Source organism: Pseudoalteromonas sp. G4, from assembly GCF_028875915.1.
GTDB lineage: Bacteria > Pseudomonadota > Gammaproteobacteria > Enterobacterales > Alteromonadaceae > Pseudoalteromonas.
Genome location: NZ_JAPEHW010000003.1, coordinates 51,830 through 63,760, shown reverse-complemented (window position 1 = coordinate 63,760; position 11,931 = coordinate 51,830). Strand labels below are relative to the sequence as shown.

The 11,931-nt window shown below is 39.6% G+C and carries 16 protein-coding genes; 11 read left to right on the top strand and 5 right to left on the bottom strand.

Features of this window, described 5'->3' with window-relative positions; translation table 11 throughout:
- The first annotated feature begins 193 nt into the window (after positions 1–193).
- The 11 genes from ON073_RS02335 to ON073_RS02285 all read left to right on the top strand — a co-directional run bounded on the left by ON073_RS02335 (position 194) and on the right by ON073_RS02285 (position 6,710).
- A complete protein-coding gene (locus tag ON073_RS02335) occupies positions 194–490 on the top strand; it encodes a hypothetical protein (RefSeq protein ID WP_274760247.1) in 297 nt (98 codons plus the stop codon).
- Entirely contained in the window at positions 477–860 is a 384-nt protein-coding gene (locus ON073_RS02330) for a hypothetical protein (RefSeq protein ID WP_274760246.1), read from the top strand. The genes ON073_RS02335 and ON073_RS02330 overlap by 14 nt, the downstream gene beginning before the upstream one ends.
- Entirely contained in the window at positions 853–1,068 is a 216-nt protein-coding gene (locus tag ON073_RS02325; RefSeq protein WP_274760245.1) for a hypothetical protein, read from the top strand. The genes ON073_RS02330 and ON073_RS02325 overlap by 8 nt, the downstream gene beginning before the upstream one ends.
- Before the next feature lies 1 nt (position 1,069).
- Positions 1,070–1,264, top strand: a complete 195-nt coding sequence (locus ON073_RS02320) for a hypothetical protein (protein ID WP_274760244.1) — start codon at positions 1,070–1,072, stop codon at positions 1,262–1,264.
- A gap of 66 nt (positions 1,265–1,330) precedes the next feature.
- The gene (locus tag ON073_RS02315) at positions 1,331–2,461 is read left to right on the top strand and encodes an FAD-dependent monooxygenase (RefSeq protein ID WP_274760243.1); all 1,131 of its coding nucleotides are present in this window, start codon (positions 1,331–1,333) and stop codon (positions 2,459–2,461) included.
- On the top strand, positions 2,452–3,150 hold the full coding sequence (locus ON073_RS02310) for a hypothetical protein (RefSeq protein WP_274760242.1): 699 nt from the start codon (positions 2,452–2,454) through the stop codon (positions 3,148–3,150). The genes ON073_RS02315 and ON073_RS02310 overlap by 10 nt, the downstream gene beginning before the upstream one ends.
- 158 nt (positions 3,151–3,308) lie before the next feature.
- Positions 3,309–3,659, top strand: a complete 351-nt coding sequence (locus ON073_RS02305) for a hypothetical protein (RefSeq protein WP_274760241.1) — start codon at positions 3,309–3,311, stop codon at positions 3,657–3,659.
- Between the two features lie 106 nt (positions 3,660–3,765).
- On the top strand, positions 3,766–4,872 hold the full coding sequence (locus ON073_RS02300; protein ID WP_274760240.1) for an EAL domain-containing protein: 1,107 nt from the start codon (positions 3,766–3,768) through the stop codon (positions 4,870–4,872).
- A 152-nt stretch (positions 4,873–5,024) separates the two neighbouring features.
- Positions 5,025–5,753 carry a hypothetical protein gene (locus tag ON073_RS02295; RefSeq protein ID WP_274760239.1) on the top strand — a complete coding sequence of 243 codons (729 nt, stop codon included), beginning with the start codon at positions 5,025–5,027 and terminating at the stop codon, positions 5,751–5,753.
- A gap of 59 nt (positions 5,754–5,812) precedes the next feature.
- The gene (locus ON073_RS02290; protein WP_274760238.1) at positions 5,813–6,451 is read left to right on the top strand and encodes a hypothetical protein; all 639 of its coding nucleotides are present in this window, start codon (positions 5,813–5,815) and stop codon (positions 6,449–6,451) included.
- 34 nt (positions 6,452–6,485) lie between these two features.
- Positions 6,486–6,710, top strand: coding sequence for a hypothetical protein (locus ON073_RS02285; protein ID WP_274760237.1), 225 nt, complete (start codon positions 6,486–6,488; stop codon positions 6,708–6,710).
- An 81-nt stretch (positions 6,711–6,791) separates the two neighbouring features.
- Here ON073_RS02285 and ON073_RS02280 read toward each other — a convergent pair whose 3' ends face one another.
- The 5 genes from ON073_RS02280 to ON073_RS02260 form a co-directional block, all read right to left on the bottom strand.
- The gene (locus ON073_RS02280) at positions 6,792–8,975 is read right to left on the bottom strand and encodes an OsmC domain/YcaO domain-containing protein (protein ID WP_274760236.1); all 2,184 of its coding nucleotides are present in this window, start codon (positions 8,973–8,975) and stop codon (positions 6,792–6,794) included.
- Between the two features lie 259 nt (positions 8,976–9,234).
- Positions 9,235–9,852, bottom strand: coding sequence for a class I SAM-dependent methyltransferase (locus ON073_RS02275; RefSeq protein ID WP_274760235.1), 618 nt, complete (start codon positions 9,850–9,852; stop codon positions 9,235–9,237).
- Between the two features lie 173 nt (positions 9,853–10,025).
- Complete coding sequence (locus tag ON073_RS02270) at positions 10,026–10,202, bottom strand: hypothetical protein (RefSeq protein ID WP_274760234.1); 177 nt, start codon at positions 10,200–10,202, stop codon at positions 10,026–10,028.
- A 63-nt stretch (positions 10,203–10,265) separates the two neighbouring features.
- Complete coding sequence (locus ON073_RS02265; protein ID WP_274760233.1) at positions 10,266–10,973, bottom strand: hypothetical protein; 708 nt, start codon at positions 10,971–10,973, stop codon at positions 10,266–10,268.
- Between the two features lie 60 nt (positions 10,974–11,033).
- Positions 11,034–11,852, bottom strand: a complete 819-nt coding sequence (locus ON073_RS02260; protein WP_274760232.1) for a TIR domain-containing protein — start codon at positions 11,850–11,852, stop codon at positions 11,034–11,036.
- Between the last annotated feature and the right edge of the window lie 79 nt (positions 11,853–11,931).

The following is an 11,931-nucleotide window of genomic DNA, read 5'->3' as shown; positions in this document are numbered from 1 at the left end:
ACAATTTTTGCGCAATTTGCTCATTTTTAAATCTGTAATTTGTTGTAATTACATTTTATGTAAGCGCTATCATTTTTTGTTAGCTGTAAAAAAAATGTTGTAAATGTTTCATTCGTTTGCGTTTTTACCTATTTGCAATTTAACAGCGTGATCATCAAAATGCGCCGCCTTGGGGAACGAATGAGGTACAGGTTTGTTAATAAAAAAAGCAGCGAGACGCTTTGAAGCAGCGTTAAAAAACTATGAAAATGACAGCGTTAGTACAGAGATAACAATCATTAATAATCACAAACTAACTGTTAAATGCTTCTTGTATTGTGGCCTTCATTACTCGGTAAAAGTAACGTTTGATGAAGACTTTTGTTTGGCGGCTCTAAATATTCAGCACTTAAAAGAGGGTGTTCATATACCCACTGATGAGCAAAAAAAGCAGCTTTCAGCCTGCTTATCTCAGGTGATAAATGAAGGAATGTATTATGCCAAGTGCTGAGGTTTATTGTGCAGGTGTGTCAGTGCCAGAGCTTGCGCTACATACACAAGGTTTGCTCGAGCGATTATTTAGCAAAGAGTATTATCAAGTAGTGCTGTCGAGAAAAACCCATTATGAAGCGCAGCTTACAGTGTTTTATCACAGGCACAAATTGCTCAAATTAATGATTAATAACAAAGAAGTGAGTTTGAGTCATTGTGAAAAATTAAGCAGCACAAAAGTGGATGAAATAGTGCAGTTTTTACAATCAGCAGATAAAAATTTTTGGTTTTCGCGTTCAGTGTTTTACACCAATGAAAAACTAGTTGAGACGTTTCATGTTTTAAATTCACCTGCCATAGGCATTATTCAAAGGCCACATTATGCATAAGGTGAGCCTGTGTTTTAAATCATCGCAATGTCAAGAACTTACGCCAATGCAAACAAAAATTCTGTATCAGCTTGTGGTTAAAACAGTGTCTGAGCAATACGGTGAAGATCGTGTAAAGCAAATTATCGATGCCTTTAACGGCGATTATTTTTCAATTTTAAAGTGTGGCATTTCATTGCTCGCAAGTGAGGTTAACAATGCAAACTAATATGGTAAACAAATTAACCGATGTGGCACGTACCGCCGACCAATATATTGCAGAGCAAGGGCAATACGGCCGTATTCAATCGGATAAAAGTAAAGTGATGGATCATATTCTTAAGTTAATGGAAATTGACGCACAAATTCGCTTAGCGAATCAGCTCGAACATTTTGCTTCGTCACTAAAAGCAGATGTTGATTAGTAGTTCCCTGTTCACAACAGGATCCCCCAGCCAAAGCCTCTACTGAGGCTTTTTTTAGGTAATAACATGAAAATATTAATTGTAGGTGCAGGGATCGCCGGTTTATTGATGTATCGTGAGTTACAACGTCAAGGCATTGAAGCCGATCTTATAGAAAAGCAGCCAGCGTTGAATAATTTAGGTGCGGGCATTTGTTTACCTGGAAATGCGATGAAGCAGCTTGAAGTACTCGGTTTAAAACACGCCATTTTAGCCAAAGCTTATCAAGTTAAAGAAGTGCGGTTTGAAACACATCAACGTGAGTTGTTAGCTAAAGCAAGCCTAAACGAGGGGGTTTTAGCAAGCCAACCGTTTGTGGCATTAACGCGTTCGGATCTTATTGAGGTACTTGCTGATGGCATTAGTCAGCATATTCAGTTTTGCCGCTCCATTGTCGACATCCGAAATAACAACACTACACAATCGGTGTGTTTTAATGATGGTGCTGTAGTTGACTACGACCTTATCATTGGTGCCGATGGCATTAACTCAAGTGTGCGAGAGTTACAATTTGCCGAGCCTGACCTCACCGATTTAGAAGTAACACATTGGCGCTTTTTAGTGGATATGCCAAGTGAAAATTTAGAGCCAAGTTACCTTGTTGGCAATACCGATGCATTTATGTTTTACCCAATCAGTAAACAACAAGTTTACTGTTACGGACAAGCTGCAAATCAACAAATTAACGCCCTTTATAGCGACCCTAAAAAGAGCATGCGCGCGGTGTTTTCGCATTATCACCCGTCAGTGGTTAAGGCAATTGAGTCGGCAACGGTTATCAACCAAGGGCGTTTACGCGCGGTGATGTCAAAAGAAGTTTATAACAAGCGCTGCGTGTTAATAGGCGATGCACTTCATGGATGCCCGCCTAGTTTACAACAAGGGGTGGCGCAGGCACTAAGTGATGTACTGACGCTATCTCGCTGTTTAAAAAACGCTTACAGCATTGATATGGCTCTGGCTGATTTTAAAAGCAAACGCTTAAAGCAAATTACGTGGGTTGTTTCTGAGTCCAATAAAATTATTCGTTTAGCAAAATTGGGTAAATCAAGGTTTGGCCGATTTATACGTAATAGTTTAATCCGTCTGCAAGGGCCGCAAAATGTAAAAGCGTGGCGAAAATTAATGACTGAATTAGAGGCAAACAAATGCAACTAAACATGCTGTTAGACACTTACCAAGGCCAATTATTAACAAAGCAAGATCTCTCGTTTTACGAGCGCTGGGCAATGGATTATTTTCATGATGATAGCCTTGTAAGCGACCCTTACTTATCTATCACCCTTGATTTGCCTTTAGCAAAAGCAAGAGAGACATATCAGTGTTATTATTCGTCGGCAGAAGGCGCTTCGTTTCAAGGTTTTTTGATTTGGTGCTTGGCAAGAGCGCTTAAAAGCGAGTGGATTTTCTCTACCCGAAACATTAACGGTAAATGGTACCGTTTTGATAATTTACCCATTTTTTGCCCAATAGCGGTGGGTGGTGACCTGCGTTTTAAAGATGTGATTTTAGAAAATGTAACGTCGCTTTCGTGGCTTGAATTTGCCCTTTATTACCGTCAATCAGTGGATTGTAATGACGCAAAATTAGAAGTGTTACCACAAGAAGTGTGGGCGCTTTGCCCATTTATTGGTAACTTACCAAACATGGCGTTTTCATCGTTTCAAATTCATCGTAATAAATTAAAAACAGGGCGTCCTTTATTTTATTTTGGTCAACGTAAAACTATAAATGGCGAACCTTTTGTGCCGCTAAGCATTAGCTTTGATCACGCAAATAGCGACCCATTTGTGCTCGACAAACTACTAGCACGGTTTAATGCGTTAACAACCAGCGTAATCGAATAACATAGCACCTAAGGGTGCTTTTTATTGTCTGAGCTACCACAAAATAAAATCAAAATAGTGAAACATCTATTCATAGCTGTGTACTCTATTATTTGGTAAAAATATAAAAGAACGGGGCGCGATTTTTGCGTTTTTAGGAAACATACTCGGTAGCAAGGATGAAAAACGCACTTCTTTATTTTGGAATACTTACTTTAGTGGGATGCTCTTCAGTTGAAAAGCCGACTATTCATCTTCACACAAACTCGCTAAGCGATAAAAAAATACGCTCCATAAAACAAGTATTTGAGGCCAAGGGATATCGAGTTGTTTATGGTGAACAGGATTTTTCCCATTTTCTTATCACCCCACTTATTGTGACACCTAAAGAAATGGAATTAGAGTCTCAACGAATTCAACAATTTATTTCAGAATCTTTGGGCGCTTTTCCAATGATTAAACAAGGGAACTTTAAAAACCATAGATATTCAGGCAAGCATATTGGCGTTTACTTAAAAGGCGAATCGTAACATGAAACATGTCTAATTGGTGTTTTACCTTGGCACATACCTGTCACTAAACCATTTTGTTATCTGTCACGTATTACGTCAGTATGATAACGTTTGGAGGTTCCTCATGTTTTGTGCTGATTGTGAAAGAATCGAAAATTATTTATTCCCTGAAACAACGTTTTGGTTGTTTTTACCTACTTTTGAGAGTGTAAATAAAGCCATTCTTTTTTGTGGCAACGGAAATTATCCAGCAGCACAAACAGACTCACACAGCATTCGTGTTGAGGTAAAAAAAGAGCAGGTAAATCGTTTTTTACTGGGGCTTTTTGGTGAGTTTGAGCCAAATGAATTAAATGCTTCCAAAATCACCACAACCGATGGTGGCGAGCCTACATTTAGCGATATTGGCCGTATTGTGCCAGCTAGTGTGTTAATAAATCGCTTAAACAGCGAATGGATTATTCAAGCCATAGAAAGTCATAGTTACGAAACACACTTTCAGCCGATATTTTCATTAGATGAGCAAGGGAACCCTTCGCCTTTTGCATTTGAAGGCCTGTTTCGCATTAAAGACGAGTTTAACAATATTGTGCCGCCATCACATGCGTTTAAATTAGCAGAAGGGTCTGACTTACTTTTTTCTCTTGACCTAATAGCGAGGCGCTCAGCGGTAGGGCATTTTAGAAAGTCAGGTTTAAACGGCAAATTGTTTATAAATTTCAACCCTTCCAGTATTTACGACCCATCGTATTGCCTACGAGCAACAGCCTCTGCTATTAATGCCTTAGGTATACGCCCTGAAGATGTGGTATTTGAAATTACCGAAACCACAACTGCCACAGATGAATCGGTAATGCGCGGTATATTAAACTTTTACCGTAATGCTGGTTTCGGTGTGGCATTAGATGATATTGGCTCGGGATGGTCGGGGCTTAATATGCTACATAAATACCGCCCTGATTACGTCAAAATCGATATGGATTTAGTACGTAACTTACATAACGATCCTTACAAACAAACGATAGTTAAACACCTTATTCAACTGGCGCACGATAATGGCACAAAAGTAATTGCTGAGGGTATTGAAAGTGAAGATGAGCTGGCAATCCTGCAAAGCTATCGCGCTGATTATTACCAAGGTTTTTTATTAGCTAAGCCGCAATTTTATGGTTCAACCTTAAGCCAAGAAGAACAAACCCAAATCGATAATACCTTAACGGGTATTAATTAATTTGAATATTTAATGGGGTTTGAGGCTTATTTTGTTTACTAATTTCTTTTTTGCTAAGGCTAGATTTTAGAAATAAAAAGAACTTTCGCGATTATTCTTTGTTCCGTTATATACTGGCGATAACTATTTTGCTGGTTGCCACAAGGAATTTTATGCGCCATAGCCGATTACTCGTTACTTTTTTAGTGTCTTTTACTTGGTTGTTACTTGCCACAGGCTGTGGTGAAAGCTATCAAGAGCTGGTTGAGCGTGAAAAAGAGCAGCAAAAAAGTTGGCCATCGTGGCCTGAGTTTGAAGCTGCTGTACCAAAGCCAGATTGGTGGCATTCGGTGCCGATTAAGTATTTAGATCCAATGAATTATACGCCCGAAGAAATGAAAGCGTATCATGATAAAAATAACGGCATTGATAAATATAAACGCGACTTTAAAGTACTATACGCCCGAATGTTGAAAAATCGCGGCAATGATGTGCAAGAGATGGCGGGTTTTTTAGGCCGTGGTACAGTGGATGAGTTTTACCCCCTATATGCGTTTTATATCTCAAATTACATGCATGAAACCTGGCAAAGTGAGTACTGCGGCCAGTGTAATGATGCTAACGCCGCGATAAATATTGGTACGCAGTGGCTTCACCGTTTAACAAAAGACGGCGAGCTCACCCGCGCACAGCAAGTTATTGACCAGCTATTTGAACTAAAATACGACAGAGCTATTCCATATCAGCGCTACACCTTGATCCGCGCATATCGCAATGTGCTATTAAAAACCCACAGCCGTGAAGATGCTTACGCGATTTTAAAACCCTACATTGTTGATAATATAAAGCTTGCTGAACAAGCGAACGATCAAAAAATGATGCAGTGGTGGATGAATTTATAAAATACCGCTTAAATTTGCGGTAGTTTCACTTATAAATAAATAATTTAAAAAGACTTTTGATGAAACCAAATTACGAAAACTACAGTTATAAATCACTCTTAGAAGCGTTAAACAGCATAGATAAAAACGCTTATCCAGAGCGCGTGGTTGAAATTAAGTCTCGCATACAGCAGTGGTTTGAAAGCACTGAATTTAATGCTCAGTATCAAGATAATAATCTTGCAATGGCTTTGCTTGTTTTAACGGCTGGTCTTATTGGGGTTTATGGTTTTTTGTACGGCAACCCTAATGATATCAGGCGATATGGCGGGCCGATATTGTTGGTGGCTTTACCGTTTATTTACTGCTCTGGTAAAAAGAAATTTAAGGTTCATCAAAAAGATGTGTGTAAAATTGACCAAACAGGTGTTTTTCGAAGAGAAAAAAACACTGAAAATACCATCGCTTGGCAAGACGTTAAACGAGCAGGGTTTGTAACAATAAAAGGCAACACTACGGTATGGTTTGAAAATCAAAACCAACAACGCGAAGTTGGCATTGAGCTAAACTTGTTTGATTTAGATAGTACCGAGGTACTCGCCTTTGTAAATTTTAAAGCCAAGCAATATGGCTTTGAACTATTTGAAATTGGCGGGTTAGGCCAAGAAAAAGTGGTTATCCCAGCAACAAATTCACAAAAGATAGAAACGCAGGTATAGTAATTTTTCATATTGTTTATAAGGACATTAACACATGAATATTAATGCTACACTGATTGGTGAAATAGTTGCTATCTCTGTTTTTTTAGTTGTTGGCTTTTTGAGTTTTTATTTAGGTAAACGTAAAACCAATTCGCCAAAACTTACCGCGCTAATTGGCGTATTGCTTTCATTAATTCCACCGCTTGGTTTTATTTACCTTGCTGTATTGGTTTTAAAGGATGATATTAAGCAGCAAAGCTCAGAGGCTGTTGGCTAGACCAAATCGCCTTGTTTAATAGGTTCTAGTAAACAACGGGCAAAAAAAGGGTAAGCCCTAATGGACTTACCCCAATTTATTTTATTTACCCGCTAATTTTGCGCGAGCGCTGTGCAGCTTTTTGTAGCTTTCGATTAAGCGCAGGTGCTTATCAAGGCCTTCTAGCTGCGAGTTAGTTGGTGTTAAACCATAAAAACGCACATCGCCATTAATAGAGCCAATAATCGCGTTCATTACTTCTTCGCCAAACATGCGCGTGAAGTTATGCTGGTAGTCTTCAAACTCAAGTTCGTCATCAAGTGCTACTTGCAGTGTTGCATGTAGCGCTTGGTAGAATAGGCCGCGTTCAACGGTGTTATCGTTGTACTGTAAGAAGCTTTCAACGAGGTTATTCACTTCTTCTAAATCGCCTAATGCTAAGTAAATTAATAGCTTAAGCTCTAGAATAGTAAGCTGACCCCACACTGTATTTTCATCAAACTCAATACCAATTAGGGTAATGATATCAATGTAGTTATCAAGCTCGCTCTCTTCTAAACGATTTACTAAATCAGCTAGCTCGTCGTCTGACAGTGAATGCAGGTTTAAAATATCGTCGCGGTATAAAAGTGCTTTGTTGGTGTTATCCCAAATTAAGTCTTCTGCTGGGTAAACCTCAGAATAATCTGGTACCAAAATACGGCATGCTGTGCCAAGGCCAGTAAATTCAGCAATATATGCTTCTTTACCGATGTCTTCTAAAATACCGAATAGGGCATCGCACTCTTCTTGGTTAGTGCCTGAGAAATCCCATTCCACAAACTCGTAATCGTGCTTAGCACTAAAGAAACGCCAAGAAATAGTGCCTGTTGAATCAATAAAGTGCTCAACAAAGTTTTCAGGCTCTTGTACAGCCATTGAGTTAAAGGTTGGCTTAGGTACATCGTTTAAGCCTTCAAAACTGCGGCCTTGTAATAGCTCAGTAAGGCTTCGCTCAAGCGCCACTTCAAAGCTTGGGTGCGCACCAAATGAGGCAAAAACGCCGCCCGTTTTCGGGTTCATTAAGGTAACACACATTACTGGGAACTGGCCGCCAAGTGAGGCATCCTTAATGACTACTGGGAAGCCTTGCTCTTCTAGCCCTTTAATACCTGCAACAATGCTTGGGTATTTATTCAGTACGTCTTCTGGTACATCTGGCAATACAATTTCTTGCTCGATGATTTGGCGTTTTACCGCGCGCTCAAAGATTTCAGATAAACACTGTACTTTGGCCTCGGCAAGGTTGTTACCCGCGCTCATGCCGTTACTTAAAAATAAGTTTTCAATCAGGTTTGACGGGAAATAAACCGTTTCGCCATCTGAATGACGCGTGTACGGAATTGAACAAATACCGCGCTCAACATTACCAGAGTTGGTGTCAATCAGGTTAGAACCACGCAGCTCTTGCTCTGGGTCGTAAATATCCAGCGTGTAGTCGTCTAAAATCTCGTTTGGTAGCTCGTCTTCTGGGCCTGGTTTAAACCATTTTTCATTTGGGTAATGGACAAAATCGTTATTGGCAATTTCTTCACCAAAGAATTGATCGTTATAGAAAAAGTTACAGTTTAAACGCTCAATAAATTCGCCAAGTGCCGAGCACAGCGCGCTTTCTTTGCTTGCGCCTTTACCATTAGTAAAACACATCGGAGATGCCGCATCGCGAATATGAAGCGACCATACGTTTGGCACAATGTTACGCCACGATGAGATTTCAATTTTCATGCCCAAGTCTTCTAAAATCTTGGTCATGTTTTGAATGGTTTGCTCAAGCGGTAAGTCTTTACCTAAAATCATGGTATTGGCGTCGCCTTCCGGCTGACCCATTAACATGGCTTGCGCGTCTTCATCTAGGTTTTCAACTGCTTCTACAACAAACTCTGGGCCTGTCTGAATTACCTTTTTAACGGTACAACGGTCGATTGAACGCAAAATACCTTCACGGTCTTTGTCAGAAATGCTCTCTGGCAGCTCAACCTGAATTTTAAAGATTTGGTTGTAACGGTTTTCTGGGTCAACAATGTTGTTTTGCGACAGGCGAATATCGTTAGTTGGAATATCGCGCGCGTTACAGTACACCTTTACAAAATACGCCGCACACAGCGCAGATGAGGCAAGAAAATAATCGAATGGACCAGGTGCGCTACCATCGCCTTTATAGCGAATAGGCTGATCGGCAATAACGTTAAAGTCGTCAAACAGCGCTTCTAAGCGCAAGTTATCAAGATAATTTACTTTGATTTCCATGAATTAGGTTCCAAGTGTGTCGCCGCGAATAGGTGGTTGCAGCAAGGCAAACATAATGGGTGTAATTATCCGCTTTTTTAGCGCTTAATTCACTAAAATCGGAAAATAAATACTTTTTCCCACGTTCAGCTTATCTTTTGCCACATTTGGTGACTTATTTAAGGCAGTAAATAATATGTTTGCTGCGAAAAGCAAAGAGCAAACAAAGTAAATAGGGCGAGAGGGAGAGGGCGAGAACGCGATATGTGGCTACACCTTGCTAGCCCTTTTTTACAAAGTGACAAAAAACAAACTGTTGCGTAGTACCAAGCGGCGTTTTATGGGTTTCAAGCAGTTGTTCTTTTAGTTCAAAATGCTCGCCAAATTCGCCGTGTAAGCTTTCTGCACTGTAACGCACAATAGGCAAGCCACTGCACTTTTCTGGGCCATCTTCTGCAAATGTGGCAATAATAATGTGGCCATGTGGTCTTACCGCATGCATTACGTTTTTCATATAAGCGCTGCGCTCTTCAGGCGTTGTTAAAAAGTGAAATACCGCGCGATCATGCCATACATCAAATTGCTGTTTTGGCAGTGTTACCTCTGTTATATCCGCTTCAATCCACTTTACATTTGCTGAATTTTCGCCAATACGCTTTTTAGACGTTTCAAGGGCAGCACCAGATAGATCAAGCACCGATACATTTGTATGCCCATTTAACAGCAAATCATCAACCAAAGTGGACGCACCACCACCCACATCAATAATGGCAGCACTTTTTTCACAATTTAAACGGTTTAACAACTTTAACGAGGTCACCGCATGGGGCTGAAACCAACTCACCGCATTTGATGCTTTTGTTGTGTAAACCGTTTCCCAATGTGATTTTTTGTGCATGGTGTTTCCTGAGTTGGTTTAGTAGTGCCTTAATAAATAGCTAAAAATATAGATTAATGGGACTCAGAGTCTTAGATTTGTTGGTTTGTAATCATGAAGTCAAAATCAACGACTCTGACCTCATTGGTTTGATTAGGTAAGTGGAATCAAGGACTCAGACCCAATGGTTCTTGTTATTTGATTGAATATTTTAAGTTATTTTCATCAAGTTTATCTGTTAGTTCCTCTAGTGTAGCGCCTGAATATACTACTTTACCATCAGCCTCAACCCCATACATTCCATTTTCATACTTTCTTATCGTGGTTACTGTACTGCCTATAGTAACAACCCCTACTGCTTCATGTAGCATTTCGATTTCCTTCTTTTATTAATGATGATTAAATTAACTTCTTCCGCCTAAAGCAGCGCCGCATTAAGTGTCCGATTGCCTTTGATTGTTAGAACTTTCTGCTGCCGGAACGCCATACTCTTCTCGGAGCCGCTTATGCCGCATTTTCAATGCTGCAATAAAGACATTCATCAAAAGGATTGTTCCACCTAAAACGAAAATGGTTGGCATTAATGAATCGAATGCTTTCGAAAAAATGCTCCCACTGCTTTTTGACTTTATTGTTGTATAGACTGTAGCCATTGCAGCTATTAATCCAATGGTTAAACTAAACAACATCGTCATTCTCTCTCGATACTCAATTCTGGCAACAAACCTTGTATTTTCTAGTTGTTCAGCTTGTTCATGGACAGGATTTTCCGGTGATAACAAAGGATTTAATGAGTCACAATATTGCCGTTTTGTTTCTGAAGAAATAAAACTCGAATCCATAATCTCTTTAATTAATTCCTCAGAAATACTTTTAGGGCTAAATAATAAGTGTGGTTCAAGTTTGTAGTGCCTAGCAGTAGCATTTCGCAACGATTCTAAAACACTTTTTTCGGGAATATGTCCATCGGAAATACCTGGTCGTAGAGCATACATAATTTCCCTGTTGGCGCTCGCAATATTTTGTGCGGTTTCTCTTTCGTCTTTTTTAGTAAATATTTTCCTTGTGATAAAAGTAACTATGATCCCACTAAGAATCCCAGTTCCGATCCCTATGATCCATGAGTTATTCAATATATCCATGGTTTTCCCTTAATAGCTCTAACGCTTAAATCAGGCGAGCGATTTTTGCGCTGGCTGAATTTATTTGTTAGCAATTTTTGCTCGGTTGTTGAGATTTAGATTAAGCATCAATTTCTTTATGAGATCTCTGGCATAAGATTCCGGCATGTCATAATCGATGAGCGATGAAATGATTTCATCTTCACTAAACTTACCTGAATCAATCATAGACATGATTTTCTTTTTAACATTCTTGTCATACTCTATCGAGTTTATTGGGTTAATAAAGCGATTATTAGACTTAATATGAACTTCCGATTCAAGATCTCGGATTCTATGAGAAAGGCTTCTGGTATTAGCTAAGATTTCAGAAAGAATATCCTGCTCTGTTCTTGGTGGAACCACTTCAATCGGCGGGTTGTCACTTAGAGCATTTTTGAAATCTCGATCAAATTGGGGCCAGTAAGTATCAAAGACTTGTTTTAAGATCCTCTCATCAAGAGATTTATTATCGAGGCAATCATTAATGGTTCTTGTCAGCTCCCAAACGCTGGCTTTATCAGGTAAAGTATGGTTAAACTGGGCGAGAGGATCTTGAAGATCTTCAGGGCTAAGGTCTATGAGGAAGGTGCAAACTCTATTGGTTGTTAATCCCTTTGCCAAGGCTCCTGTCTCAAATAGAATCCAAGGCTTTTCTTTATTTTCTTGTGTTAAGCAGACAACCCCAACAGAAACATCTTTTAACTTATCACTGATTTCTGAAAACCAGATGGCTCCACGATCAATATCCCTTGTCGAAATCCAAGGCTGAGAAGCTTGAATTACGCACTTCAACCAATCGCTAATTAGCTCTGCTACAGCTTTACTTCTTTGTCCCGACCAACTTACAAATATTTTCACAATTCCCTCTCAGTAGATTTCACCTGATTGCTAACAGCTCATTAGTACGCATTTCGATTTAAGGAAGTTATCGATAACC